Source organism: uncultured Aliiroseovarius sp. (assembly GCF_947492455.1).
GTDB lineage: Bacteria > Pseudomonadota > Alphaproteobacteria > Rhodobacterales > Rhodobacteraceae > Aliiroseovarius.
Window position 1 is genome coordinate 243,869 of the sequence record NZ_CANLNB010000001.1, and the last position, 25,830, is coordinate 269,698.

General features: G+C 55.8%; 22 protein-coding genes and 1 tRNA gene. 12 read left to right on the forward strand and 11 right to left on the reverse strand.

Annotation, left to right across the window (positions count from 1 at the left end):
• Window positions 1-44 precede the first annotated feature (44 nt).
• The gene (locus tag Q0677_RS01255) at window positions 45-1,133 is read right to left on the reverse strand and encodes a TRAP transporter substrate-binding protein (protein ID WP_247093072.1); all 1,089 of its coding nucleotides are present in this window, start codon (window positions 1,131-1,133) and stop codon (window positions 45-47) included.
• A gap of 365 nt (window positions 1,134-1,498) precedes the next feature.
• On the opposite strand from Q0677_RS01255, the gene Q0677_RS01260 reads away from it, so the two are divergent.
• From Q0677_RS01260 to Q0677_RS01270, 3 genes are read left to right on the forward strand one after another with little or no spacing between them, the layout of a single operon-like run.
• Complete coding sequence (locus Q0677_RS01260; protein WP_298905197.1) at window positions 1,499-1,957, forward strand: MarR family transcriptional regulator; 459 nt, start codon at window positions 1,499-1,501, stop codon at window positions 1,955-1,957.
• Between the two features lie 9 nt (window positions 1,958-1,966).
• Window positions 1,967-3,016: an efflux RND transporter periplasmic adaptor subunit gene (locus tag Q0677_RS01265; RefSeq protein WP_298905198.1), complete on the forward strand. Its 1,050-nt coding sequence runs from the start codon at window positions 1,967-1,969 to the stop codon at window positions 3,014-3,016.
• An 11-nt stretch (window positions 3,017-3,027) separates the two neighbouring features.
• Window positions 3,028-6,072 carry an efflux RND transporter permease subunit gene (locus tag Q0677_RS01270; protein ID WP_298905764.1) on the forward strand — a complete coding sequence of 1,015 codons (3,045 nt, stop codon included), beginning with the start codon at window positions 3,028-3,030 and terminating at the stop codon, window positions 6,070-6,072.
• Window positions 6,073-6,217: 145 nt separating this feature from the next.
• On the opposite strand, the gene Q0677_RS01275 is transcribed toward Q0677_RS01270, so the two are convergent.
• Entirely contained in the window at window positions 6,218-8,116 is a 1,899-nt protein-coding gene (locus Q0677_RS01275) for a CAP domain-containing protein (protein WP_298905199.1), read from the reverse strand.
• Window positions 8,117-8,796: 680 nt separating this feature from the next.
• Between Q0677_RS01275 and Q0677_RS01280 the strand changes: the two genes are divergently transcribed.
• Together Q0677_RS01280 and Q0677_RS01285 are read left to right on the forward strand one after the other, a co-directional pair.
• On the forward strand, window positions 8,797-9,696 hold the full coding sequence (locus tag Q0677_RS01280) for a polysaccharide biosynthesis/export family protein (RefSeq protein WP_298905200.1): 900 nt from the start codon (window positions 8,797-8,799) through the stop codon (window positions 9,694-9,696).
• A 10-nt stretch (window positions 9,697-9,706) separates the two neighbouring features.
• Complete coding sequence (locus tag Q0677_RS01285; RefSeq protein ID WP_298905201.1) at window positions 9,707-10,942, forward strand: glycosyltransferase family 1 protein; 1,236 nt, start codon at window positions 9,707-9,709, stop codon at window positions 10,940-10,942.
• On the opposite strand, the gene Q0677_RS01290 is transcribed toward Q0677_RS01285, so the two are convergent.
• Window positions 10,935-11,762, reverse strand: coding sequence for an ABC transporter permease (locus tag Q0677_RS01290; RefSeq protein ID WP_298905202.1), 828 nt, complete (start codon window positions 11,760-11,762; stop codon window positions 10,935-10,937). The genes Q0677_RS01285 and Q0677_RS01290 overlap by 8 nt on opposite strands.
• Before the next feature lie 137 nt (window positions 11,763-11,899).
• Here Q0677_RS01290 and Q0677_RS01295 point away from each other — a divergent pair, with 137 nt between their 5' ends.
• The 6 genes from Q0677_RS01295 (at window position 11,900) to Q0677_RS01320 (ending at window position 18,320) form a co-directional block, all read left to right on the forward strand.
• Window positions 11,900-13,171: a hypothetical protein gene (locus Q0677_RS01295; protein ID WP_298905203.1), complete on the forward strand. Its 1,272-nt coding sequence runs from the start codon at window positions 11,900-11,902 to the stop codon at window positions 13,169-13,171.
• A gap of 7 nt (window positions 13,172-13,178) precedes the next feature.
• Window positions 13,179-13,871, forward strand: a complete 693-nt coding sequence (locus tag Q0677_RS15075; RefSeq protein ID WP_366940943.1) for an ABC transporter ATP-binding protein — start codon at window positions 13,179-13,181, stop codon at window positions 13,869-13,871.
• Between the two features lie 38 nt (window positions 13,872-13,909).
• The gene (locus tag Q0677_RS01305; protein WP_298905207.1) at window positions 13,910-15,031 is read left to right on the forward strand and encodes a hypothetical protein; all 1,122 of its coding nucleotides are present in this window, start codon (window positions 13,910-13,912) and stop codon (window positions 15,029-15,031) included.
• Between the two features lie 214 nt (window positions 15,032-15,245).
• Window positions 15,246-16,505: an AGE family epimerase/isomerase gene (locus tag Q0677_RS01310; protein ID WP_298905209.1), complete on the forward strand. Its 1,260-nt coding sequence runs from the start codon at window positions 15,246-15,248 to the stop codon at window positions 16,503-16,505.
• A gap of 31 nt (window positions 16,506-16,536) precedes the next feature.
• Complete coding sequence (locus Q0677_RS01315; protein WP_298905211.1) at window positions 16,537-17,598, forward strand: mannose-1-phosphate guanylyltransferase; 1,062 nt, start codon at window positions 16,537-16,539, stop codon at window positions 17,596-17,598.
• Between the two features lie 65 nt (window positions 17,599-17,663).
• Window positions 17,664-18,320 carry a CDP-alcohol phosphatidyltransferase family protein gene (locus Q0677_RS01320; protein WP_298905212.1) on the forward strand — a complete coding sequence of 219 codons (657 nt, stop codon included), beginning with the start codon at window positions 17,664-17,666 and terminating at the stop codon, window positions 18,318-18,320.
• A 76-nt stretch (window positions 18,321-18,396) separates the two neighbouring features.
• Here the strand turns inward: Q0677_RS01320 and Q0677_RS01325 are convergent, their stop codons facing one another.
• The 3 genes from Q0677_RS01325 to Q0677_RS01335 form a co-directional block, all read right to left on the reverse strand.
• A complete protein-coding gene (locus Q0677_RS01325) occupies window positions 18,397-19,713 on the reverse strand; it encodes a glycosyltransferase family 1 protein (RefSeq protein WP_298905213.1) in 1,317 nt (438 codons plus the stop codon).
• Window positions 19,714-19,835: 122 nt separating this feature from the next.
• Complete coding sequence (locus tag Q0677_RS01330) at window positions 19,836-20,792, reverse strand: hypothetical protein (RefSeq protein ID WP_298905214.1); 957 nt, start codon at window positions 20,790-20,792, stop codon at window positions 19,836-19,838.
• A 129-nt stretch (window positions 20,793-20,921) separates the two neighbouring features.
• On the reverse strand, window positions 20,922-22,316 hold the full coding sequence (locus Q0677_RS01335; RefSeq protein ID WP_298905767.1) for a phosphomannomutase: 1,395 nt from the start codon (window positions 22,314-22,316) through the stop codon (window positions 20,922-20,924).
• 231 nt (window positions 22,317-22,547) lie between these two features.
• Here Q0677_RS01335 and Q0677_RS01340 point away from each other — a divergent pair.
• Window positions 22,548-22,621 (forward strand) — tRNA-Gly (locus Q0677_RS01340).
• Window positions 22,622-22,686: 65 nt separating this feature from the next.
• Here the strand turns inward: Q0677_RS01340 and Q0677_RS01345 are convergent.
• The 5 genes from Q0677_RS01345 to Q0677_RS01365 form a co-directional block, all read right to left on the reverse strand.
• Window positions 22,687-22,878, reverse strand: a complete 192-nt coding sequence (locus tag Q0677_RS01345; protein WP_133485500.1) for a Trm112 family protein — start codon at window positions 22,876-22,878, stop codon at window positions 22,687-22,689.
• Entirely contained in the window at window positions 22,875-23,519 is a 645-nt protein-coding gene (locus Q0677_RS01350) for an LON peptidase substrate-binding domain-containing protein (protein ID WP_298905215.1), read from the reverse strand. Before Q0677_RS01350 ends, Q0677_RS01345 begins: the two co-directional genes overlap by 4 nt.
• A gap of 27 nt (window positions 23,520-23,546) precedes the next feature.
• Complete coding sequence (trxA, locus tag Q0677_RS01355; RefSeq protein WP_298905216.1) at window positions 23,547-24,449, reverse strand: thioredoxin; 903 nt, start codon at window positions 24,447-24,449, stop codon at window positions 23,547-23,549.
• Between the two features lie 55 nt (window positions 24,450-24,504).
• A complete protein-coding gene (locus Q0677_RS01360) occupies window positions 24,505-25,293 on the reverse strand; it encodes an exodeoxyribonuclease III (protein ID WP_298905217.1) in 789 nt (262 codons plus the stop codon).
• Between the two features lie 88 nt (window positions 25,294-25,381).
• Window positions 25,382-25,759: a VOC family protein gene (locus Q0677_RS01365; RefSeq protein ID WP_298905218.1), complete on the reverse strand. Its 378-nt coding sequence runs from the start codon at window positions 25,757-25,759 to the stop codon at window positions 25,382-25,384.
• Window positions 25,760-25,830 lie beyond the last annotated feature (71 nt).

A 25,830-nucleotide genomic window follows, 5' to 3' on the forward strand; every position in this document is an offset into this window, starting at 1 on the left:
GACCATTTCGGCCCCGCTCTGATTGCTTTTCAGCGATCTGCGACTTATTCGCCCAGACCCAGCACGCGGTTACGCTGGTTGATGTAGCCCACTTCGAACTGAGCCATCATGGTACCCATCTCGCGCAGTTTCGACTGGAAGTCGTCGTTGATACGCGCTGCCAGCTCCGAGTGGTCGCGGGTTTCTTCGAACACTTCTTCTGCGGCTTCACCGAAGCTGTCCCAAACATCATCGTTGAACGAACGGACTTCTACGCCCTGCTCGTCAACCAGCTTGGCCAGATACTCGCCGTTCTTCGCGATGTTTTCTTCGTGCGATGCGGCGTGCTCTTCGTTACAGGCGGCCTCGATCACGGCACGCTCCCAGTCGGACAGGCCGTCATAGAACGCACGGTTCATGCTGAAGGACAGACCGCCGCCCGGCTCGTGCATACCAGCGGTGTAGTAGTACTTGGCCGCTTCGTAGAACTTCATGAAATAGTCGTTGTACGGACCAACCCACTCGGTCGCGTCGATGGCGCCCGATACAAGGTTTTCATAGATCTGCGAACCGGGAACCGACACGGTCGATGCACCAAGCTTCGACAGAACCTGGCCACCCAGACCAGGAATACGCATTTTCAGACCTTTCAGGTCGTCTGCGCTTTCGATCTCGCGGTTGAACCAGCCACCGGCCTGCGTGCCGGTCGAACCAGCAGCAAGAGCTTTCAGGCCAAACTCGCCCGAGACTTCGTCCCACAGTTCCTGACCGCCACCAAACTTGATCCACGCATTCCATTCAGGCGTCGACATGCCGAACGGCACCGAGGTGAAATACGCAAAGCCGGGATGCTTGCCGGTGAAGTAGTATTCAGCGCCGATATAGGCCTGAGCGTTACCCGATGCGACTTCGTCGAACACGTCGAAGGCCCCAACACGTTCGCCGGACGCAAAGTATTCAACATTCAGTGCACCGTCGGACAGTTGGCCAATACGGGCGGCCAGACGCTGCGCCGAAATACCCAGACCCGGGAAGTCCCGCGGCCAGGTCGATACGATGGTCAGGGTTTTGCCACTTTGGGCAAGGGCGGGCGTTGCAAGAGCGGTTGCACCAGCGCCCAGCGCTGCACCCTTTAGAAACTTACGGCGTTCCATATTGGAATTTCCTCCTCCGAGTTCTTAATTTTGTTCTTCTAAGACGCACAGGTAAACCAATGGCCCGCCCGCGCTGCCACGGTAATTACTACGCAGCTAGATTTAGATTTCAATTGGAATCTACTTAACTGGTAAAATTATCTTACCAGAAAACACCCCTATGCTGTCGGTTCTCGGGAACCGGCATGACGGCGCTATCGCTTGATCTGAACTGAACCGCACCACGCAGGAAATTGACACCGTTATTTTGAGGATGCGCCGCTTGACGTAACGTCCGCCGCTCACGCCAGCGAATTTGATTTATTTTCTGGACATTTCATTTTCTGAACTATATGTGAGCGCTCACCATGGAGGGAGTCCGTCCGATGAACGCACCAATAGGCCAAGATACTGCCGGGCTTGAGCCCGAACTGCGCGCCCTGATGGGCGTCTTCTCACTCTACACCTATATCGACACGAACATGCGTCAGCAGGGTGACGACTGCGGCGGCCCCAACCTGGAACGCAAAGTTCTGGTCAAGCTGGACCGGCCCAAGCGGATCGGCACGTTGGCCCGCGATCTGGACGCATTGCCGTCAACCATGACCGCCGTGGCCGACCAGATGGAAGAGCGGGGCTTGATTGAACGCATGCGCGATCCGGATGACCGCCGCGCGTGGCTGCTGTGCCTAACGGAAAAAGGCCAAGAGCAGCGTAAGGAAACTGTCGGCCTTGCCCACGCGCTTCTGCACGAGACGCTGGGCCTGTCCGATGACGAGGTCGAGGCCTTCGCCCAGATCTCGCTTAAAATTCACCTGAAAATCCAAGAATTGAACAACGGCTGAGTAATGCACATGACCCATTTCGCCCGTCCCCTTGTTGCCGCCGCATTGGCAACCGCATTGTCCTTCGGCGCAGCCGTCGCACAGGATACCGCTAAACCGGTCAAACTAATGACCATCTCGGAAAGCCAGCAGACGTTTTCGCGTACCTTCTATGGCAAGGTCGTCGCGCGTCAGACCATTGATCTGGCCTTTCAGGTCGGCGGTCAGATTGTCGACTTCCCAATCATCGAAGGCGAGCTTCTGCCCGAAGGCAGCTTGATTGCGCAACTGGATCAAGAGCCGTTCTCGTTGGCGCTGGAGCAGTCCATCGTCCAGAAAGATCAAGCCGACCGCACCGTTGAACGTCTGACCAAGCTAAGCGGCAACACGGTCAGCCAAGTCACGATCGACGACGCAACAACGCAGGCCAGCCTTGCCGACATCGCCTTCCGTCAGGCCGAGAAGAACCTGGACAACGCCACGCTTTACGCCCCGTTCGACGCGCTGGTCGCTTCGCGCAATGTTGGCAACTTCAACACCATCGGCGCCGGCACCCCCATCGCGCGCCTGCATGACATGAGCGAGATCCGCATTGAAATCGACGTGCCCGAGATCCTATTCCAGTCCGCAGGCGACGAAGAAAAAATCGCGATCATGGCGCATTTCGCCGGCCACCCCGAGGCCTATCCCCTTGGCATCCGCGAATTCAACGCCGAAGCCGCCGCCGCTGGCCAGACCTATCGGCTGACCCTTGGGATGGCACCGGTTGAAGGGCTGCAACTGCTGCCCGGCTCCTCGGTCGACGTGCGCGTCAGCGCGACCAACAACGTGCAGGAAATCAAGCTGCCCGCCACTGCCATTTCCGTTGATCCGCAGGGCAACACACTGGCCATGCGTTTTGTGGACAGCGGCGACGGCACCGGCAGGATTGCCGCGACCCCGATTGACGTGACCACTGCCTCGGATGGCAATTTCATCGTGACCTCGGGCCTGTCGGACGGTGACGTGATCGTCGCCGCCGGTGCCGCGTCGGTGAAAGACGGTGAAACTGTGCGTCCGTTTAACGGCTTTGCGAACTGAGGCCCGACATGTTGAACATCGCCCGCGCCTCGATCGAGAAGCCGCTTTATACGTGGCTGATCATCCTCACCATGCTGTTTGGGGGAACCTATGGGTTCTTCAATCTGGGCCGTCTTGAGGACCCAGCATTCACCATCAAACAGGCCGTTGTGGTCACCCAATACCCCGGTGCCAGCGCCCAGCAGGTCGCGACCGAAGTGTCCGAACCCTTGGAAAGCGCCCTTCAGAAGATGGAGGAGGTGGACAAGATCACCTCGACCAACCGTCCGGGGGAAAGCCGGATTGATATCGAGATCAAATCGACCTACCCGGCCGAGGCTTTGCCCGACATCTGGACACGCCTGCGTGCGAAAGTCCGCGACACCGCGCGCAACCTGCCATCCGGCGCTATGACGCCCTTCGTGAATGACAGTTTCGGAGACGTGTTTGGCCTGTACTATGCCGTCACCAGCCCCGGTTTCACCGACGCTGAACGGCACGAGCTTGCCACCTTCCTGCGGCGCGAGCTGTTGGTCGTGGATGGCGTGGCCGACGTGGATCTGGCGGGTCTTCCCGATGAGGTGATCTATGTCGAGCCCAACATGACGCTGGCCGTCAATCAGGGCATCCCACCCAATGCGATTGCGGGGGCCTTGTCGACTTCGAACTCGGTCGCATCTGCGGGCGGGTTGGACAATGACGCAGGTCGCACCATGTTCCGCGCGCCGGAAGGGTCGGAAACCATCGACGATATTGCGTCGCTAAACGTCGGCGTGAACGGCGTTCTGGTCAACGTGGCGGACATCGCTCAGGTGTCGCGCGAACGGCTGGCGAACCCGGATCAGGTCATCCGTTTCAACGGACAAGAGGCCTTCACCATCGCCATCGCTGGCCTTGAAAGCGAAGACATCGTTCAGGTCGGCCATCGCGTTGACGCCCGCATCGCCCAGCTTAGCGAAAACATCCCGCACGGGATCGACCTGCACCCGATCTATCAACAGCATCTGGTGGTCGAGCAAAGCTCGAACGACTTTCTTGTAAACCTTGCCATGTCGGTGGGGATCGTGATCGTCGTGCTGGGCGCCTTCATGGGCTGGCGCGCGGCTATCGTCATCGGCACCACGCTTCTTCTGACCGTGGTGGGCACCATCCTGTTCATGTGGCTCTTTTCGATCGAGATGGAGCGAATTTCGCTGGGCGCCCTGATCATCGCGATGGGGATGCTGGTGGATAACGCCATCGTGGTGGCGGAAGGGATGCAGATATCCATGCTGCGCGGGCGCAACTCGCGTCAGGCCGCAGATGACGCCGCAAAGAAAACGCAAATCCCGCTTCTGGGCGCGACCGTCATCGGCATTATGGCCTTTGCAGGGATTGGGCTGTCGCCGGATTCGACTGGTGAATTCCTGTTCTCACTCTTTGCAGTGATCGGCATTTCGCTGCTGCTGTCGTGGGTGCTGGCGCTGACCGTGACCCCCCTGCTGGGCCACTATCTGTTCAAGCATGACAACCAGAACGCCGAAGACGCCTATAACGGCCCGTTCTTCCGTCTGTATAAACGCACGCTGGATCTGGCCCTGTCCGCACGTTGGATGGTGATCGCCGCGCTGGTCGCCATCACAGTGGTCTGCTTTGCCGGGTTTGGCCAAGTGAAACAGCAGTTCTTCCCGAACTCGAACACGCCCTTGTTCTTTGTCTACTACAAGCTTCCGCAAGGCAGCTCGATCCATCAGGTGTCGGACGATCTGGCGCAGATGGAAGCGTGGTTGCTTGAAGAAGAAAAGGTGGTCTCGGTGGCCTCTTACGCGGGGCGCGGGGCGTCGCGCTTCATGCTGACGTATGATGGCGGCAAGGACAATCAAAGCTACGGTCACCTGATCATCCGGACTGAGGTTCTGGACGACATTCCCGATCTGCATGCCCGCCTTGAAAGCTTCGGCAAAGAGACCTTCCCACACGCCGAATTCCGCGTGCAACGTCTGGTCTTTGGTCCGGGCGGCGGGGATCCGATTCAGGCGCGCTTCTCGGGCAGCGATCCGAAGGTCCTGCGCGAACTGGCTGATCAAGCAGCGCAAATTATGCGTGAGAACTCGGACAACCTGCTGAACCTGCGCACTGACTGGCGCGAGCAGGAACTGGTGATCAAACCGATCTACGCCACCGAACGCGCGCAGACCGCAGGCGTGACCCGCGAAGACATCGCAGGCACCTTGCAGTTCGCCACCGACGGGCAACGCATCGGCGTCTATCGCGAACGCGAGCGTCAGATCCCGATCATCATGCGCCGCCCGCAGGAAGAGCCGTTCAACATCTATGATCAGCTGGTCTATTCGCCGGTCGCGCGCAGCCATCTGCCGATTGAACAGGTGACAGACGGGTTCGAAGTGCGCACGGAAAACACCCTTGTGCACCGCCGCAACCGCGTCCCCACGATCTCGGTCGGGGCGGACGTGGTGCCGGACGTGACCGCAGCGCAGGCGCATTCCGAGATCCGCGCCGCGATCGAGGCGATGCCGCTTCCCCCGGGCTATAAGCTGGAATGGGGTGGCGAGTTCGAGAACGCCAGCAACGCGCAAGCCAGCCTTGGCGCGCAGCTGCCGGTCAGCCTGTTGATCATGGTCATGATCTCGATCCTCTTGTTCAACGCGATCCGCCAGCCGATCATCATCTGGCTTTTGGTGCCCATGTCGGTGAACGGCGTTGTGGTCGGGCTTCTTGGCACCGGGCTGCCCTTTAGCTTCACCGCGCTTCTGGGTCTGCTCAGCCTGTCGGGGATGCTGATCAAGAACGGCATCGTTCTGGTCGAGGAAATTGACCTTGTCCGCGCCGAAGGCAAAGCCCTGCGCCCCGCGATCATCGAGGCCTCGGCATCGAGGGTCCGACCCGTGGTGCTGGCCGCCGTGACCACCATCCTTGGCATGGCCCCGCTGCTGGGCGACGCGTTCTTTGTGTCGATGTCCGTCACCATCATGGGCGGCCTTGCCTTTGCGTCGATCCTGACGCTGGTTGCCGCCCCGGTGTTCTACTACGTGTTTTTCAAGCGCGACGAACAACGCGAAGCCATTTCTGCTGCCTAACCCACCCCAACTCACGGAAGCAGAAAAAGAAGGGCGGCCCATTGGGTCGCCCTTCTCTTTGGGAATAAGCGCTTAGAATATACTGACGCACTGCTGCAGGATGGGCGCCTGCACGACACTTTGGGCAGCAAGCCTCTTGTGCGGCCTAGACCAATATGGCGTCCACAACCTCCTGACCATACCCAAGACCCGTCAAGTAATCCTCGACTTGCTGGGCACTTTGGTAATTGGCGTACTGAATATTTCCGTCAGCGTGCATCAGCGCCCGCAAATAAGCTGTGCCGTCGACCGTCTTAAAATAGATCTCTTGGAAACCGTCACCATCGAAGTCAAACGCATCCACAACGCGCAGATTGTCAATATTCAGGTCATTTTGAAATCTGTGCTGACTGTCATGCTCCGAGAACTTTGCAACAACGCCCGCCTCGACAAGTGGATCAATATAGACACCTACAACGCGTGTATCGCCGCCCGCGCCATGATTATTGAAATCAAAGGCACCTTGCGCGTCTGGGCCAACCGTCGCCCAGCGCCCAATGTTGCTGTTGATAAAGATAAACTCTCCGTCCCCGTCGAACTGAATGTCTGCTTCACCAATCAACTGCCAACTGCCGCCCGCACCTAAGTCGTTCCCGTCAAAATCCCGAATCTGGGACATGTCGGTGGGGGCCGTGCCGTTAGCGGTCTGTGTGCGACCGGCGAATTTCTCATCTGGGGTCACGAAGGTCAGATAAGTGTCTGCGCCATTGAACGCAGTTTGGAATTCGACGTAAGTAAAATCGCCCTCCAGCAGGATCTCAGCGTCTGAAAGGCCGTCGTCATCCTCGTCCAGCTGCAGCGTGGTTCTGTCTTCCGCCGCATCGTACACGACGCTGATGTCATCCGTGTCAATCTGGCTGGATTTAAACACAATCACATCTTCCGAGGTGAAATCGAGGATCGTGTCGTCGTGCAGTTCCGATAGCGTTCCAATGGCAGTGTCAGCACCACCACCAAGCGAGATCCGATCGGCCCCTGCGCCACCAAAAACAGTGTCACCGCCCGCCCCGCCATAAAGTTCATCAGCTCCGCCTTGGCCTTCCAACAGGTCATCACCATCATGGCCATAGAGTATATCAGCACCCGCTCCGCCAATGATGGTGTTATTGCCCCGGTTGCCGCTCAGCGTGCTGGCCGCGTCACTTCCCGTCAGGTCGATATTGCCAACGCCAAGCAAAGTCGCCTGAGTGATTCCCGATACGATGGTCAGGTTCGCCGAAGCCAGCAAGTGACTTCCATCAACCACGTCAAGTTTGACATTTCCAGCCGTCAAATCAACATCAACCACCGCAGCAAGGGCATTGTACGCAATCGACACCTGCGCAGAAGAGGCCGCAGCAAGCGCCAGCGCATACCCCCCAGAGGAAGTGCTTGTTGCAGAGGCCCCACCAACGGTGAACGTCGCGCCCCCTGCGCCTTCACCCGGCGCATAGAACAAATCGCTATCTGCATCATTGAACACAACGCCGGTCACGAAGACCGATGTGCCAGTTGTTGCGAAATTCTCGGTCACCATCGAGGCGTTGAAGGTCACGCCATTTGTGTGTGTGAACTGGCCTGCGATCTGCGCCAGACCAACTTCGCGGAAAGATCCATTCAGTGTGTTTTCCCGATGCCCTGCACTGAGGAACAGACCTTCGTGCTGGCGTTCGATCGCCGCTTTCAGATCTAGCGCCCCGGTTGTGCCACACCAGGAAATGTTTTCCCCCCAAGACCATGCTCCTGTGAAGACATACCCGGCTGCTGCCATGCGGTCGCCAGGCGTGCTGTCACCCGATCCAGTATGGCTGAACGTATCTGTCTGCAGCATCCAGTTAGAATGGCCTTCTGCCGCGAGCTCTAGCAGATCATTTGGGGCCAGGACCTGCTTTTGGGTGCCGTCAAGCGTCCCGGGGGCAAGGCCTTCATTCAGGTCGATTCCGTAGCGCCCTGCCTCGGCAAGTGGGTCAAGGCGGGATCTATTGATCAGTTCCAGAAGATACTGTTCATAGTTATTCAGAGCCAACTCAGCCTCCAGAATGAATGTGCGCTAGCGGGGCATCACGCGTCCCCAAAACGCGCCTTTCGCTCTTTGAGAGGTTGGCAGCACGGCGTTAATTTAGCCCTAAGATCTGGTCTGGGCTGATCGCTTACAGCGAAATTCATCGCGACGCCCCTTAAGTTTCGCACGTTTGCAGCGCATAATTTGCGACACTTGCGTATGGTTGGAACCTTGCAACCAAGACGTGTGAAATGAAATAGCCAAAAGAACGTATCATGAGCGCTGTGCACCCCAACAGCGCTGGCAGCACGTAGGAAAACAGCCTCAGAATCGCCGAAAAGGTAAGGGTTGAATAAGTGGAATTTTCTGTCGCAGAAATCTACTTTGTGGTGTAGACGTGCTATTGAGTGCCGTGATCCACATCATCAACGCGGCGACCCACAAACTGGTACCGTTAGCCTATGCTCCCATCCCATAAACGTCTAATTTTATGCGTTTCCCTTCTTCTAAGCGGGTGTGCAGACTTGCCGCGACAGGGCCCAACTGCGGATGAGCTTCTGGCTCCGTCGCCTTCAAGCGCGGAGAGCACTGCCGTCAAAGGCTACGACGTTGTTCGGGTGACTGAAACCATACTTGAGATCGAAGAACGCCGCGCAAGCCCGTCCTTGCGTGCAGCATTTGGGCAAGATCGCAAAGACGCGTCGATGGGTATCGGCATCGGCGACACGGTTTCCCTAACCATCTGGGAAGCCGGACCGGGCGGTTTGTTTGCCACGTCAACGACCACAGCCGATGGCGGAACCACAACTGGTGGGCGAACCATGATTCCCGGGCAAGTCGTCGGGCAGGATGGGAAAATCACGGTTCCATTTGCCGGGCGCATCCGGGCAAACGGGTACACACCCGCACAGCTTGAAGATCAGGTCGTCCAGCAACTGACAGGCCGGGCGATCAATCCGCAGGTCGTGGTCAGTGTCAGCAATCGCGTCTCTGGGTCGATCAACATCATCGGCAACAACGTCGCTTTACCCAGACTTCCTTTATCGCCCGCCGGGGACCGGATATTGGATGTCATTGCACGCGCCGGGGCAGCAACATCGTCGGTTGAGAACACCGAGGTGCGCCTGACGCGCGGCAGTCGATCTTCGGCCATTCCGTTTACAAGGCTGCTACAGGATCCCTCGGAAAACATTTACGTCCAGGCAGGGGACAATGTCTTCCTGACCGAAAACCCGAACGAGCTGACGATTTTGGGGGCGGCGGGTCGCAATACTGCCGTGAAATTTGGGGCCGAGGTGTTCTCGCTTGGGCAAGCAATCGCCAATGCTGGCGGCCTCTTGGATCGCCAAGCTGATCCGGCTGGAATTTTTGTTTTCCGCATGGAGCCCCATGATGGACGCCGGGCTTCACATCAGCGGGGTGGGCGCCCGACAATCTATCACGTGGACCTCACCACCGGCATGTCTATTTTTCAGGCCAATCGCTTCCAGATGCGAGACGGCGACGTCATTTACGTCGCCACCGCGCGAACCAACGCCCTCGAGAAATTCATCGCCGTCCTCAGCGCCGCCAGAAGCGAAGTGTCCGCCATTGGCGCGCTCTAGGAATCGTGCTGTGAAGATTAAGTTCGATGTGACGCAGTTTCTGCTACAAAATGGGTTTCAAACGCCCACTGGGATCAGTCGCGTTGAACTGGCCTATGCCAAGCACCTTCTGGACCAAACGGACTATGACGTCAGCTTTGTGACGTCATATCCCCCCTTTCTAAACCGAATAGATCGATCAAAAATTGAGGACTACGTCCATGCGACCGAGCTGTGTTGGAGCGCCGACGGCGACGCGAAGAAAAACGTAGCCCAAAGGCGGCGCGCGGCGTTTTCCGCAGTAGGTAACGCAACTAAAAACGGGATTCTCCATCGGGAAAAACTGTCGCAAACCCCACCCAACAGCACCGAGATTTACCTTTCCGTATCGGGCTGGCGTCTCCCCACTCCGTGGGTGGCCAGTTGGCTTTTGAAGCACCCAGAAACCAAGCCCGTTTTCCTGTTACACGACATTATTCCCTTGTCGCACCCCGAGTATGTTCGGAAAAAATCGCAGCGAAAGTACAAGGTCTATTTGGAGCGTATCTTGCAGTGTGGTGCACTGATCCTGGCGAACTCAGAAGATACGAAGCACAAGCTGTCAGAACATTGCACGTCAAAAAACATCCCTGTTCCGCAGATTGAAACGCTTCCTTTGGGGATCAGTCCAAGCGCAGGACATAAACCCGTTCCCCGCAATTCGACGACCCCGTACTTCATGATCATCGGGACCGTTGAGCCCAGAAAAAACCACCTGCTTCTGATTGAGGCCTGGAAACGGATGCTGGCAGAAGCGGATGGAAAGCAGGTCCCCAAGCTGTTCATTGTGGGGAAGCTCGGGTGGTCGGGGTCCAAAATACTGAACACTCTGAACCAAGACGATGCTTTGAAAGATCATATCGTTCACATCACAGGCGCCAGCGACGAAACCATCGAGAAGATGCTTCAACAAGCAACCGGTGTTCTGTTTCCTTCATTTGTCGAGGGATATGGCCTGCCGCTGGTCGAGGCGCTGGACAAGCGGGTGCCGGTCATTTGCTCGGACTTGGCCGTTTTTCGCGAACTTGGCGGGGAGCATCCACGCTATGTCCCTTATGATGACATAGAGGGATGGATATCCGCCATTCAGGACCTCACCAATCAATCGCCGTCAGACAGGATGGCTGAAATTGAACGGCTCGAGGGTTTCTCGGCCTATCAATGGACAGACCATTTCGCGCAATTGGACCGCCTTCTTCGCGCGCTGCCGGATAAGGCGTCTATCTGAACGACAATCTCTCGCGCGAAGACAGCATGCTCCAGATCCCCAGAGCATTCATGACGATGCACCATATAATCACATAAGGGACCGAGTAGTGCGCGGTGATCTCGGATCCAAAGAATCCCTCTCGTATCATTTCATACATATGTGGAAGCGGGATAAGCAGCGCCAGATGACGCAACTCGACCGAGAGCCACGATACCAGATAAAAGCAGCCAGAGATCGGTAGAAGCAGATATTGGAAGGGCTGGATCAGGCTTGATACCGCTTCCGACCTCTCTGAAAGGCCAGCCGCCAAACATCCGAAGCTGAAGCCAAACCACGTCATCAACACCCACCCCAACACAAGAGATGTTGGATTGGCGATTGGCGCGGCGAAGCCCAACGTTAGGACAAAGAAATACACGATCAAACTGGCTGCTGTGACACCTGCGAGCTCGGTCAATGTACGCGCGATGATGATGTCGAAAACCGATGTTTGTCGGTGGTACAGAAGCCCAAAGTTATTGGACATCAAACGCGGATATGAACTGACATGCCGCCAAAGCGTCAGAGGCATGTAGCCGCTGATGACGAAGGTGATAATCGGCAAGCCATTCTTGCCGTCCGCTTGCGACAGCCCCCAGATCAAGATCACTCCGGTAACCAGCGCCAGCGGTTCAAGAAGCAGCCATAGAAAGCCAAGATTCCCGCGTCCGTATCGGGAAACCACCTCGCGGATCATCAGGGCCGCGATCACATTCTTCTGGATGCGCAAACGATCAAACAAAAGCCCCAATGCGCGATGGCTTTTGGATGGGGTGATGTTGAATTTCCCGTCTTTCATGATCCCCTACCGATAGGTTTAGGCCTGAAACCAGCCCCCGCGGACACTTACTTCAGCAAATTCTCAATTTGCGTGCATTGATAGCAATTGTTAACTACCTTAGGTTTATAGAGCATTACACACTCAAGGAAAGCGACATGTATGTTGGCCACCCGCCATTGAAGGAACAGACCAAGCTTCCGGGTGTTCACGAAAACAAAATCCTGTTGCTTGAGCCACTTGAACCGACAGCAAGTGATGATACCGGGACCGAGAACTATGGCGGGGTGAAACGCCTGCGTCGCTGGTCCGATTTGGACGGATGGTTCGGCTTCCTTCTCGTGGTGATCGCCCCCACGTTTTGTGCAGTGTTCTATTTCTTTTTCATTGCCGCTGATCAGTTCACGTCAAAGGCTGCGTTTGTGGTGAAATATGCAGAGCAGCAGTCGTTCGGGGATATTTCCGCACTGTTGGATGGTCAAAGCGCGGCATTGCCTGCGGCGACAGGCGCGGGGATCGGATTTGGAAACAGCGATTCCCACATTGTGTCCGCCTATATCTCGTCCATGGCGGGGATGGAGAAAGTCGACGAGCAGGTCGATCTTGAAGCGGTGTTCAATCGGGACGAAGCGGACGCCCTCGCCAGATTTGACCCCCTTGGAAATGCGCACACACGAATTGATCTTCACAGATATTACCTGCGCATGACGGACGTGGAATTCGATCCCGCGACCACCATTACAACCCTACAGGCCACGGCGTTTCGCCCCGAAGACGCTGCAAGAATTCTGGAAGTTCAAATCCAAGTCGCAGAAGAGCTGATCAACGGCATTAACGATAGAATGACGCACAGTGCCGTTGAGCTAAGCGAGCAGAGATTAAGTCAGGCCCAAGGAACTCTGACCGAAATCGAAGCACTGATGATCGCATTTCACGAACGCGAGAACATGCTCAGCCCCGTGGAAGTCTCGATGGCGATCTCGGCAACAATTGCAGAGCTGATCGCAAAGCGCGCCAAACTTCGCAGCGAGCTAGAGTACCTTTTGCGCGTGGCACCGGAAAGCGAACACATTGCGTTGCTGCAGTCACAACTGGCTACGATCGAGAATCAGATTCAGCAAGAACGCCAAGATTTGGCCGGGCCGCAGGGTGAATTGACACCTGCACTCATGGAGTTCGAGCGGCTCGCAGCGCGCCGAGAGATCGCGAACCAGATCTATATCGCCGCGGTCCAAGGCTTGGACGAGGCAAGGTTCTCGGAGCTTGAGCAACGGGTGTTCATCGAACGGATCTACGATCCGGTTCTGCCCGACTATGCCCAGAAACCGCTGAGGGTGCTGTGGTCGCTGGTGATCCTCGTAACATCCCTGTGCGTGTTCTCTCTTCTGCGTGTCTTCATTCGGGATTCGAGGATGCATCATGGCAGATGAGGCAAAAATGCTGTCGCGGACCAAACCCGTCCCTGTGCAAGCTGAGGCGCCCGAGATCCGCGTCCAAAACATTGTAAAGGAATTTCACACCGAGATCGGAACCCGGCGCGTATTGGACGACATATCGTTTACCGTTCAGAAAGGCGAAAGGATCGCCATTCTGGGCCGGAATGGGGCTGGGAAATCCACCCTGATCAGCATTCTGTGCGGGTTGCAGAAGCCCACCTCGGGCCAGATCACGCGCGGATTATCAATGTCCTGGCCGATCGCGATCGACGGCGCCGTTCAGGGAGAAATGACAGGGTATGATTACGCCCGGTTTATTCTTCGGATCTACGGCGCCCCGTTCGGCGAAACTTTCGAATACGTGCGAGAATTCGCAGATATCGGACAGCAGATTTTCACCCCAATGAGGTACTATTCGACCGGCATGAGAGCCAGGCTGGCATTTGCGCTTTCGTTCGCGATTAACTTCGATTGCATCTTGATCGACGAAGTTCTGGCGGTCGGTGACCAGAGTTTTCAAAAGCGGTGTAACCACATGCTTTTTGAACAAAGGAAGGACAGCGCGATGATCATTGCCATACATGATCCCGGCTTTGTGCGCGAGCATTGCACCTCGGCTTTGGTTCTGAAAGGGGGGCGGGGTCGTGTTTTCCAAGACGTTGATCTTGCTGCAAGAATTTATGAAACGCTGTAACCGATGCCTTTGGGTGCTTAAGTCTTAAGGGGCGACACATGGCAGTAACCTTTCCAGTCTTCCGGTTTGCCCGCAGGAACTTGGGTGTTCTGATCGGCATCGTTTTTCCAGTCGCAATTTCGGCGATCTATTTCTTTGGGTTCTCGACCCCCCGGTATGTGTCCGAAGCCCAGTTTGTGGTCCGTCAATCCACCTCGAACCAACAGTTTGGCGGGCTCAATTCCTTTCTCCGGTCGGCGGGGCTTAGCTCTAGTGCGGATAACTCCAGCATCGTGAAAGCATACATCGCCTCGCGCGCGGCCCTTGAGGATCTTGAGCAACGCATCCCGGTCCGGGAGCACTATCAAGGGTCAGGAGCAGACTTCCTATCTGCCTGGCCTTCCGTTCTCTATGGCGAGTCGAGCGAAGAGTTTTATCAGTACTTCCAAAACAGGATCAGCATCACCGTGGACACCTACACCGGGGTTCTGATCTTGCGAGTCGAGGCCTTTTCTCCAGAGTTTGCACAAGAACTGGCCGCCAATCTCATCTCTCTGTCTGAAACGAAGATAAACGAGATCAATGAACGCATTGTGGAAAGCACCCTGACCACCGCGCGCTCTGAACTTAAAAGAAGCGAAGAGGAACTCTCGAACAGCCAGTTTGCAGTGGCTTTGTTTCAGCAAGGCGAACTGACACTGGACCCCACCCAAAGCGTGTCATTATTCGGGTCTTTGTTGGCGGAACTGAACTCCGAACTGTCCGAGGTCGAAACACAGATTCAGAACCTTCGCAAAGCCGCGCCAAACAGCCCCAATCTTCCGTGGCTGCTGAACAGATCCGAGGTGATCGCGGACAGGATCGAGCAAATCAAATCCGAATACTCAAGTGAAGAGACCGGATACACAGAAAGCATTTCAGAATTCGAGCGTTTAAAACTACAGCATGAACTCGCTCTCAAGCGGCTCGCCGTTGTTGTCGCATCGTATTCCGCGGCCCTGTCAGAGGCACAAAGGCAAAAAGTCTTCCTAGAGCACTTCGTGTCACCAAACCTGCCGGACAAGTCGACCGAACCAAAGCGGCTTGCGATTACCCTAACTGTTCTGGGGTGGTCGAGTTTGCTGTACTTGGTTGCCTGGCTGATGATTTCCGGCCTTCGCGAGCACTCAGTCAGAGAGTGACAGAGACCAGCTTTCTTTCAAACTCACATCAGTTCGCCGGTTCGCTGATCTTTTCCAGCATCGCTCAATCTTTTGTTAACGGCGCTATTTTACTCCTTTGATTAGGCGTCGAATAATTTGTGAATTGCAGATTGGAAGCACGCCAATATATGTATACTCATGATTGTACTGTATGTAGTATAATCCCGTTATAAGAGATCATGGCGTACCTATCATGTTTCAGTTTACAGACCTTACAGATCGTTTTCAGCAACACCCTGTTGGTAGCGCACTCGCCCGCGATCTTTTCAGTCAAGAAGACCGCGCGCTCATTGCGATGTCGAACGATCTAAGCACATGGCTCCACAAAAAAGCGCTTCCGCTCTGGGCTGAGCGGGGTTTCTGCGCCGATGAATGCCGCTTTATCGAAGGTTTGTGCGAAGATGATCAGCCGCGCGCGCTGGCCGACAACCGCGCGCGGGTTCAACCCCGGCAGATCTTTGCATTTACATCCGCATGGCTGCGTGGCTGGCGTGGTATGTCACCTGAATTGATCACCGGCAGTTTCGACTGGTTCATGTCCCGATACCGCCGTTCTGATGGAACTTTTGGGAATATCGTGAATGCTGAAGGTGTCCTGACTGACCCACAGTTCGACCTATATAATCAGTCCTTCGTGCTATTGATGTTCGCCCAGATGGCGCAGTTTCAACCCGCGCAAAAGGCCCTCTTTGAAGCTGAAGCTGTTTCATTGCTTAAGGCAATCAAAGCCAAATACGCGAATCCTCACGGGGGATATCTGTCGGGGCCCGCTGCGGGGGGTTTTATGGAAGCCAATCCGCACATGCATCTGTTTGAGGCTGCGCTCGCGTGGGAGGGAATTGCAAACGACAATTCCGTTTGGCTGGATCTCTCGGACGAAATCGGCACACTCGCCATAAGACGTATGATTGACCCCAGTCAGGGGACATTGGGCGAGTATTTCAATTTGGATTGGACGCCTGCAGCGGGCGCCAAGGGAAAAATTGTCGAGCCGGGACATCAGTTTGAATGGGCTTGGCTGCTTGTTCGGTGGGCGAACCGCTGCAACAATCCTTGGGCAAAGAAAGCCGCGCTACGCCAGTATCAGTTCGGGCGGATACATGGGACATCCCAACACGGGTTGGTCATGATGTCCGTTGGACAGGATGCCACCGTCATTGATCCGACCGCTCGGCTTTGGTCTCAGACCGAATGGCTTAAGGCCGCCATCCTTTTTGCCCAAGAGCCGTCCATTTCGGGTCAACACGACTTCATGAGCGATATTAATAGCGCACTCCAAGCCGTCTTCGCATTCCTGAATGCAAAAGAGAACGGCTCTTGGATCGATCGGATTGATCCCAACGGTCATACGCTTGATGCCAAGGCCCCTGCCAGCTCTTTGTATCACATCATAAGCGCGATTTACGAACTTGAAGACGCTCTGGATGTGCTGACCTATCATAAGCATTTCTAAAGAAATGCCATTCCATAAAGGCTCGCGAAACATGCTCTCCCCCTTGGTTCAGCCCGTAATATTAGCCGGTGGATCGGGTACGCGTCTTTGGCCACTTTCGACGCCGGCCTACCCCAAGCAGTTCCGCCCTTTGCTTGGGGATACGTCTACATTTCAAGACACGCTGGCGCGCGTAACAGTCCCCGGGCTGTATAATCCACCGATCACCATTACAAGCGCGGCACATATTGAGACCGCCAAACAGCAGCAACAAGCCGTGGGCGTGAAGGGGACGCTAATCGCCGAAACGGCAAGACGTGATAGTGCGGCGGCCGTCGCTGTGGCGGCTCTGTCTGCACAGCGTCATGACCCGAAATCGCTGGTTTTAACCCTCGCCGCAGATCACGTGGTGCAGGACAATCTGGAATTCAACGCCACGGTCCGGGCAGGATGCGCCGCCGCGGAAAGTGGCTCTGTCGTTGTTTTTGGCTTGCGCCCTTCCGAACCGAAAACCTGTTACGGGTACATCAGCCCGGGGCTTCCACTGAATGGATCGGAGCGGGTGTATATGGTCGACAAATTTGTCGAAAAGCCCAACCCCCAAAAGGCAATCGAGTTCTTCAGGGACGGCTACCTTTGGAATTCGGGGAACTTTCTTTTCCGTGCAGACATCATGGTTGAGGCATTCCGCAGTTTCGCCCCAGACATCCTTGCCGCAGCCCAAGCCGCGCTCGAACAATCCTCGGAATGTGAGCCTGGCATATGGGAACTCAACCAATCTAGCTTCCAAAAAGCTCCCACGATTTCTATCGACTATGCAATCATTGAAAAACTAGAAAACTGCGCGGTTGTCGAGGGCCGGTTTGCTTGGTCGGATGTCGGGGCCTGGGACGCAGTTTGGGAAACCTTGCCCAAGGATAGCGATGAGAACGCACATGTTGGATCCGCGCATTTTTCTGGATCACAGGGCTGCTTCGTTCATTCAGAAGGCAGGAAAACGATCGTGCATGGAATGTCCGATGCGATCATCATCTCCACAAATGAGGCAGTGCTGGTGCTCCCCAAAGACCATGCGCAGGATGTCAAAAAGATAGCGCAACTTCTGGAGGACTAAAGGGAATAGACCTATAGGTCAGTTAAGTATCTCGCGCGCAATTTAGAAAGTTTCTTACGACAGACATGAAGCGGTTTCAGATCAACTATTTTGGCAAGGCGGAATCCTGGATTGTTCCCCGGATGGTTCGCGCGTTGCCGAGGTGGGTAACACCCGACATGATGACCCTGCTTTCGCTCGTTGGGGCGGGATTGGCGTCTTATGGCATGGTCAAGAAGGGTGACGTGATTTGGGGACTTGTGCTTTTAATCTGCGGGCTTCTTCTGAACTGGATTGGCGATTCAAGTGATGGCGCTTTGGCACGCCTCAGAAACAGGCAGCGCCCGATACTAGGCTTCTGGATCGACCGTGCCGCTGATACGATCTGCTTCGTACTCCTCTTTGTATCGCTTGGCGCATCGCCCTATCTGAATATGGGGTCAGGGTTGGGGCTGGCCGGCGCATACCTGTTCTTCCAACTGGCGTCATTGAACCTAGCGCGGAGAAATCGGATCGCATTGATTGGATATGGGGGCCTAGGAGCAACCGAAGCTCGACTGCTAATCGCGTTTTCCGTGACAATACAGTATGTTTTGATATCCTTTGATATCAGGCCATCGATTGGACCTCTCCCCCTCGACGCATGTGTTGCAGCAATGTTTTCGTTCGGAATGGCAACTGCGGGTGTTCGACTTCTATCTCAGGCCACCAAACACACGTCCCGCAAGAGAGTACTGAGCTAGAAGTCCTTTCGAAGAAAGTGGGGATACACGGTCTGCCATGCGCACGTCTTTCCCCAGCAAGTGGGTCCTTTGCAATTCAAGCCTGAAGGCGGCGGTAAAGATCCCCCATACGCTTTTCATAGGCCTTCATCGAAAACAGATCAGCTTGCTTTCGTCCCAGATCAGAAAGCCTGTTTCTAAGGTCTGCGTTGCTATTCAGCTCGCGGATACCCTCTGCCATCTGCCGCGTATCATATGGATCCACCACAAGCGCCGCCTCGCCCACAACCTCTGGCAGCGAACCACCATTCGAGGTCAAGACCGGTGTGCCAAGCTTCATTGCCTCCAGAACGGGCAGGCCGAACCCCTCGTATAGCGAGGGGAAACAGATCGCTTTCGCCCCCATGATCAAGCTCACAAGAATTGGGAATGGCGCATAGTCGATATGAATGATCCGCTTGCGCCGATAGAACCCTGTGCCGACCTGCTCCAGATAGGATGTGGCCTCGTCATTGATCAGCTTCATTTCTTGCGCAGATTTCCAGGCCAGCTTTCCCACAAGAACAAGCGGCGTATCAACATTCGAGGTCAAATAGGCTTCAATCAGGCGCCCAACATTTTTCTTCGGTTCAATTGCGCCGAAGAACATGAAGTACTCTTTGTAATCGAGGTTGAAGCTGCCCTTTACCTCTCGGCGAACTACATCCGCTGACTTAGAGCTGTACTTTTCAGGAATATCAACGGCTTGATAGGTGTTTGTCACCTTTTCTTCTGACACCCCGAGAAGGTTAATGATGTCTTTTCTTGACGTTTCAGAGACAGTCACGATGTGATCGGCCTTCTTGGCGATCATCTTGCATAGCTTGTAGTATGCCGCTTTCTTATCAAGTGTCGTAAAAGGCAGTCGAAGTGGCACAAGGTCGTGGAGCGTGTAGATGTTCTTCGCACCCGGCGTGTACATTGGAAGCGGATAAGTCCAGTGGGCAATATCGGGCGTTGATGGTGTTTTTACGGCCAGCCGCATCGGGTGGATGCTGAGCGTCTTCCAAAAATGACGGTGCGCCTTGCCGAAAATATCCGGGCTGCTCACAATTTCGTCGAAGTACGGCATTCTCGATTTGTAATGGTTCGAGACAACGTTCCCTGCGATTTCAATAGGTTTGGCAGTCGTTGGAAAGAAAGAGCTTAGGCTTTCGGTCAGAAACCGCTGAGCAAGCGTCCACTTACCCGCCTCTTCAATATCCGGGTCAAAGAAAAACACTTCCTGAAGCAGCAAGTTATTTTTGGGCCCGTTCTTCGTGTCATAAAGGACGCTGGTCTTGTAGTTCAAATTTCGTGTGCAGTAGCTTAGATTTCTTGCATAGGTTGCAACCCCAGTTCCCTTTTCGAGTCCCAGATTGAAGCCATCAATCATTACATGCGTCATGTGTGCCTCTGCTGAATTCCCCAGACGGGTACCGTGAACAGTTTTATCTACCTATGGTTACTTTAAGTTGCGCAGCAAGTACATGGCCGAGGTGCACGCTGGTTCTAGGCCTATGCCGGACGTCGCGACACACTGACGTTGAGAAGTCCGACATGCCCGAAGATCGCACCTTCATCGCTCTTAATTCGGACCTCGATTGGTTCTTGTGGATATGCTACATCCACCACCAAATTGGCGGCAAACTTTCCGGCTGTCGCAGCAGCCACCTTCCCCCGACCGATTACGTTCTTGTTCACGACTTCGAGGGTCAACGGTAAACCGATGGCATCCTCTGAAAACTGCATTGCGATCCTGAACTCATACGACCCTTGGGGGATGTGAAAATAGGGGCCGTAGTACAAAGTTCGGGCGGGCCCGGTCAGGTCCAACCACATGCTTCCAACGGGTTCATTTATCTCTCCAAACATGAAGAGAGGATAATCCCATTCATATCCTGCGGTTGGCTTGCCACTTTTCGGGCGACCAAAAAGCTCGGTATACGGCCGATTTTCGACACGTTCCCCTTCGCTTTGATGCGCCTTGGGAAGACCTTGCCCCAATTCCTTTAACAGGTCTTCACCGCATTCAGCTATACCGCAAGCTTCCTGAACAAAGCCCTGCAGTTTCCGGACAATATCGTGCCCATACGCGAAGCGATTTCTATCCACGATCAACGTATTTTCAGTTTTGACGAGGTCAGCACAAAGGGCCACACTGGCCGAAATCGCCCGCAAATCCGCAAGCGCTTCTTGTGGTAGTTCCTCTTGATCACGTCCAAGCGAACAGACAGGCTCTTCAAAAAAGCCCACTATGGGGATGGATGCGCGCGCACAATAGTTGGCGAGCAGCGGGTTTGGAAAGTTGGTTGATACAACGTGACACCCTTCCGCATCGCCGAACGTGCCGGAAAAATCCTGTAGGTCTATATGGCTATGCGTCACCCGCATGTGGGATGCGATAAGAGACCTAAGGGCACCTACCCCCCAATTGAAAAATGCCCCCGGGTAGCCGATCACCAAGATCGTCATCTCAGTTCCACCTTGTCTCACCTCTGACCATTTGATGGTCGTTACATTTCGCTCCCGGCGCTTAGGTCAGCCGATGGCGTTCCTAACGCCAAAATCAACCTGGACTGCATGAGCGCCCCTGCGTTTCGTTTACCCTAGCCTTTGTCGGACATTCTCCAGACTCCGCGCGACCAGTTCCCGAGCTTGGTGGGATGTCGGTGCTTCGGCATAGCAGCGGAACTCTGGCGCATTGCCGGACGGGCGAAAATGGACAACCAGACCTTCCTCAAAAGACATGCGCAGACCATCCGTTGTATCCAGCGATGTTTCTGCCCCGAGGCCATTAAAGAACGAAGCACGAGCGCGGGGTGATTGAGTGAGCTCCGCAATGAAGTTTCGCGAGAGCTGCGTTGATACCTCGGTCAAGCGGTCACCCGCAGTGAAGCGCGCGGGAAGCGTCGCGACCAGTTCCGACAATGTGACACCCTTGGCGCGGGCAGCTGCCAGCGGTGCAAGCATGGGTAACAGGCAGTCACGGGTCATCAGCGGCACAAGGGTCTGCCCTGTCGGACCAATGGCGGAGAAGCCCAAAAGAAAACCTCCGTTCGCTTCATACCCAACCACCCGCGCATCCGGATCAGACTTCAGGGCGTCCTCCATTGCGGCGATGACATATGGGGATCCGATGCGTGTCAGGCGAACGGTCGCAAACCCGTCCATCTCTTGCACCCCTGAATTTGATGAGACAGGCGTACAAATTATCCGAGCACCCAGTATTTGCGCGGTCAACATTCCCAAAAGGTCGCCCGGCACGACGGCACCATCCGCGTCCGCAACCATAGGACGGTCCGCATCGCCATCGGTTGAAATCACCGCGTCCAGATCATGCTCAGCACACCAGCCAGCCAACAGGGTGCGGGTGTTCGGGTCCAAAGCCTCGGTATCGACGGGGATAAACGTGCTGGACCGCGCCAGTGGCACCGCCTCTCCGCCCAAAGCACTGACCACTTCACACATGATGTCACGGGCCACCGAGCTGTGCTGATAAACACCAATCCGCAACCCGGTCAGAGCATCAGGCCCAAATCCGTTTGTATAGCGCGCCACATAGTGTGTGCGCGCGGTTTCATCGCTGATGATTGGCGCTGAAAGACCAAGACTGCTTCGGCCCAGATTTGCCTGAATGCTTTGTTCATCTTCTTTCGAAATTTCGCCAGTCGGTACGTAGAATTTTATGCCGTTTCTGTCCGCGGGGATGTGGCTTCCGGTGATCATGATGGCGGCGTTGCCCGCGTTCAGAGCAGCCAGCGCCAAAGCTGGGGTGGGCAGTGCGCCACAATCGATAACAGGCACGCCCTGTGCCTGGGCTGCAGCGGCAACCATGGCAGAAATAGACGGAGAAGACGGGCGGAGATCACGCCCTAAGAATAATGCGCCACCGTGTGGACAGGCCTCCAAAAAGGCGCGCGTGTAATCTTGCACAAGGGTCACGGTCAATTCAGTGGTCAAGCCGCGCAGGCCACTGGTGCCAAATTTAGGAGCCATTTCAGTTTTCGTTTTGTTAATGAGAGCAAGCCCGCACAAAGCCAGCCAGGTTCGTCTCTATAGGGTTCAGTCACATTACCCTTTATAGTGGCGTTTTATTAATTTTGTCTATTATGGCGAGTATTGGCAATTTTTATACGTGACACTCTGCTTTCGAGTGAAGTCGAAAAAATCCATCACCTCACGCTCTTGACGCCCAGAAGCGCATGAAATATGTCCTGTTTTTACTGAGCGGGCGTTGTGTAGTGGTAAGACCTTAGCCTTCCAAGCTAATGACGCGGGTTCGATTCCCGCCGCCCGCTCCAGACCTTCCTGACATCGCAGATTTGGCACCCGAATGGGGTCTTTCGCGGGCGTTTAGCCCCGCGCGTCACTCTTCGATCTTGCGCGCCTCATCCACCAACATCACCGGGATGCCGCCACGAATCGGGAAGGCCAGATTGGCGGCTTTCGACAGAAGCTCTTGCTTGTCCGCATCATAGGTCAGCTGCGTCTGGGTCACGGGGCAAACCAGAGCCTCGATCATGCGACGATCAAACTTGGTTTCAGCTGGGGTGGTCATTGAACTTTCTCCTCGCCCGTGCCTGTTCGCAGAGCAAATTCCATAAGCGTTACAAGGGTTTCACGACGTGTCGGCAGCGATGGTGCCTCGAGCAACGCCTGCTTGTCTTCAGGTGCAAAGGGGCACAGCATGGACAGGGCGTTTATCAACAACTCGTCCTCGGCCGATTCAAGGCTTTCCCAATCGGTCTGCAATTCCTGCAGATTGAAATAGCGGGTCAGCAGCGCCAAAAATTCCTCGCGGTTCAAGCTTCGGTCATGTTCGGGCTGGCCAAGATCGCGATCGAAGCTGTCCCACCCCATCTGCGCTTTCAGATAGGGGGTAAAGCCGGTCTCGACCTGCCCAAGACGAAAGCGCGACACGCCAGTCAGCGTGATCATATAGCGCCCGTCATCGGTTTCCGTGAAGCTTGTGATCCGCCCCGCGCAGCCGATGCTGTGCAGCCGCGTATCCTCGCCGCATTCTTCGCCAATGGGCTGGATCATCCCAAGCAACCGCCCGGGCGTCTTCAGCACATCGTCGACCATCGCAAGATAGCGCGGTTCAAACACATGCAGGGGAAGCCGGCCACGCGGCAACAGCAGCGCGCCCGGCAAAGGGAAGATCGGAAGGGTATCCGGCAGATCAGCTGGTGAAATCATGACAGCAGTCTAGCGCGACTTTCCCATTCACACAAAGATCATCGACGACAGCTTGCGACGACCGGTCAGAGCGATCGGGTCCTTGGCGTCCAGAGCGTCGAAAATGGTGAAGAGCTGCTGCTTGGCGGCGGCGTCGTTCCAGTCTCTATCCCGGCGGAAAAGCTCCAAAAGCTCGTCCACGGCGCCTTGCACATCGCCATCAGCGTTCATCGCAACGGCCAGATCAAAGCGCGACTGGTGATCGTCGGGGTTGGCGTCGACAGCGGCGCGCAGCTCGGCAACAGGGCCGGCGCTTGCGGCCTGACGGGCCAGTTCGATCTGGGCGCGCACGGCTTCAAGATCCGGCGCGTCCGAGATCTCGGCCGGGGCGCCATTCAGGGTCGCTTCGGCGTCGTCGGCATTGCCAACAGCAAGGTGCGTGCGGGCCAGACCGGCATAGGCCGGGCCCGAGTTCGGGTCTTCTTCAAGGATCGCGGCATAGGTCTGGGCGGCGTCCTGAACCTCGCCCGCTTCCAGCATTTCGTCCGCGGCGGCAATGGCATCCGCCAGACCACCGTCACCGCCAAGGGCTGCGACACGGTTGACGAACTCCTTGATCTCGCTGGGCGGCACTGCGCCTTGGAAGCCATCCACAGGCTGGCCTTGAAAGAACGCATAAACGGTCGGGATCGACTGCACGCGCATCTGGCCTGCGATCATCTGGTTTTCATCCACATTCACCTTGGCCATGCGCACTTTGCCGCCAGCCTCGGTCACAGCGGCTTCCAAAGCCGGGCCGAGCGTTTTGCACGGGCCGCACCACGGCGCCCAGAAATCGACGATCACCGGCACCTCTTGCGAGGCTTCGATCACGTCCTGCATGAAGGTCGCTTCGCCCACATCTTTGATCAGTTCCACGCCCGCAGACGCGCCGTCCATTCCGAATTCCATGGCTTTGGCTCCGTTAAATAGGTTTACCGCTTATATGGCGCGGGTGAGGGTGGTTTTAAAGGTCAAACGTCGCGAAGACCGGCGCGTGATCCGAGGGCTTCTCCCATCCGCGCGCGTCGCGCATCACCCGCGAACCGTGGCCTGCGTTGGAAATATCGGGCGTGGCCCAGACGTGGTCCAGTCGGCGCCCCTTATCGGCGGCGTTCCAGTCGCGGGCACGATAGGACCACCAGCTGTAAAGCTGCCCTTCGGGGATGTCCTGACGTGTGATGTCGACCCAACCGGCGGCATCCTGTACGTCGCCCAGCGCCTCGACCTCGATCGGCGTATGGCTGACCACCTTCAAAAGCTGCTTGTGCGACCAGACATCGTCTTCGCGCGGGGCGATGTTCAGATCGCCCACAAGGATCGACTTCTGCGGCTTCTCGCGCCCGAAATGGTCGCGCATGTCGGTGAGGTAGTCGAGCTTTTGGCCAAACTTCTCGTTCACCTCGCGATCCGGCACATCGCCGCCCGCAGGGACATAGAAGTTGTGAACCGTCACGCCGTTTTCCAGCTGCCCGGCGATGTGACGGGCGTGGCCCAGATCGGCAAAATCAAAGCTCTCGGTCTCGACCATCGGGATGCGCGACAGGATTGCGACGCCATTGTAACCCTTCTGCCCGCGCGCCACCATGTGGGTGTACCCCAGCGCCTTGAACCCCTCGAGCGGGATCTTTTCCACCGGGCTTTTGCACTCCTGAAGGCACAGCACATCCGGCGCTTCTTCCTCGAGCAGCTTTAGCACAATCGGTTCCCGCAGACGGACCGAGTTGATGTTCCAGGTGGCAAGGGTGAAGCTCATGGTGTCCTCCGGTGAACGCGCGTTTGGGGCGACCATAAAGGACGGATCAAAAAGTGAACAGGGGCGAGTTTCATCCCGCCCCCCTTCTTTAGCTGTAGGTTACCACTTCCCATTCGACACCGTCATGGTCATCGAAATAAAACCGTTTTCCCGGCTCGTAATCCGCGTGGTTGTGCGGGGTGAATCCGGCTGCTTTCACCCGTGCTTCGACCGCATCAATATCGTCCACAACAACCCCCACATGGTTCAAACTTGCACGGGTGGTGTAGGAATGTTGCGGGTCCTTCATCGCCATGTTGGGCGTGTATAGAGCCACATATGACCCCTTATCGCCCACATGCGCGGTGTATCCGCCCGATATCGCGTCGCCCTCCCAGCGGGTGGTCCAGCCAAACACTGCGCCCAGCCAGGCGGCGGTTGCTTTGGGGTCGCTTACGGTCACATTCACATGCTCTAGATTTGCCATTTTGGCCTCCTTGATCTTTGGTGCGACTCGGTTGATAATTCCTAAAGTTAACTTTAGCTCAAGCTTTTTCT

Bases quoted from the DNA above. Each gene is read 5' to 3' on its own strand.
- trxA (WP_298905216.1), bottom strand. From the start codon at position 24,449: ATGGAATTCGGAATGGACGGCGCGTCTGCGGGCGTGGAACTGATCAAA.
- Q0677_RS01290 (WP_298905202.1), bottom strand. From the start codon at position 11,762: ATGAAAGACGGGAAATTCAACATCACCCCATCCAAAAGCCATCGCGCA.
- Q0677_RS01360 (WP_298905217.1), bottom strand. From the start codon at position 25,293: ATGAGCTTCACCCTTGCCACCTGGAACATCAACTCGGTCCGTCTGCGG.
- Q0677_RS01310 (WP_298905209.1), top strand. From the start codon at position 15,246: ATGTTTCAGTTTACAGACCTTACAGATCGTTTTCAGCAACACCCTGTT.
- Q0677_RS01260 (WP_298905197.1), top strand. From the start codon at position 1,499: ATGAACGCACCAATAGGCCAAGATACTGCCGGGCTTGAGCCCGAACTG.
- Q0677_RS01305 (WP_298905207.1), top strand. From the start codon at position 13,910: ATGGCAGTAACCTTTCCAGTCTTCCGGTTTGCCCGCAGGAACTTGGGT.
- Q0677_RS01325 (WP_298905213.1), bottom strand. From the start codon at position 19,713: ATGATTGATGGCTTCAATCTGGGACTCGAAAAGGGAACTGGGGTTGCA.
- Q0677_RS01335 (WP_298905767.1), bottom strand. From the start codon at position 22,316: ATGGCTCCTAAATTTGGCACCAGTGGCCTGCGCGGCTTGACCACTGAA.
- Q0677_RS01320 (WP_298905212.1), top strand. From the start codon at position 17,664: ATGAAGCGGTTTCAGATCAACTATTTTGGCAAGGCGGAATCCTGGATT.
- Q0677_RS01345 (WP_133485500.1), bottom strand. From the start codon at position 22,878: ATGACCACCCCAGCTGAAACCAAGTTTGATCGTCGCATGATCGAGGCT.
- Q0677_RS01330 (WP_298905214.1), bottom strand. From the start codon at position 20,792: ATGACGATCTTGGTGATCGGCTACCCGGGGGCATTTTTCAATTGGGGG.
- Q0677_RS01350 (WP_298905215.1), bottom strand. From the start codon at position 23,519: ATGATTTCACCAGCTGATCTGCCGGATACCCTTCCGATCTTCCCTTTG.
- Q0677_RS01295 (WP_298905203.1), top strand. From the start codon at position 11,900: ATGTATGTTGGCCACCCGCCATTGAAGGAACAGACCAAGCTTCCGGGT.
- Q0677_RS01265 (WP_298905198.1), top strand. From the start codon at position 1,967: ATGACCCATTTCGCCCGTCCCCTTGTTGCCGCCGCATTGGCAACCGCA.
- Q0677_RS15075 (WP_366940943.1), top strand. From the start codon at position 13,179: ATGCTGTCGCGGACCAAACCCGTCCCTGTGCAAGCTGAGGCGCCCGAG.
- Q0677_RS01280 (WP_298905200.1), top strand. From the start codon at position 8,797: ATGGGTATCGGCATCGGCGACACGGTTTCCCTAACCATCTGGGAAGCC.
- Q0677_RS01365 (WP_298905218.1), bottom strand. From the start codon at position 25,759: ATGGCAAATCTAGAGCATGTGAATGTGACCGTAAGCGACCCCAAAGCA.
- Q0677_RS01315 (WP_298905211.1), top strand. From the start codon at position 16,537: ATGCTCTCCCCCTTGGTTCAGCCCGTAATATTAGCCGGTGGATCGGGT.
- Q0677_RS01255 (WP_247093072.1), bottom strand. From the start codon at position 1,133: ATGGAACGCCGTAAGTTTCTAAAGGGTGCAGCGCTGGGCGCTGGTGCA.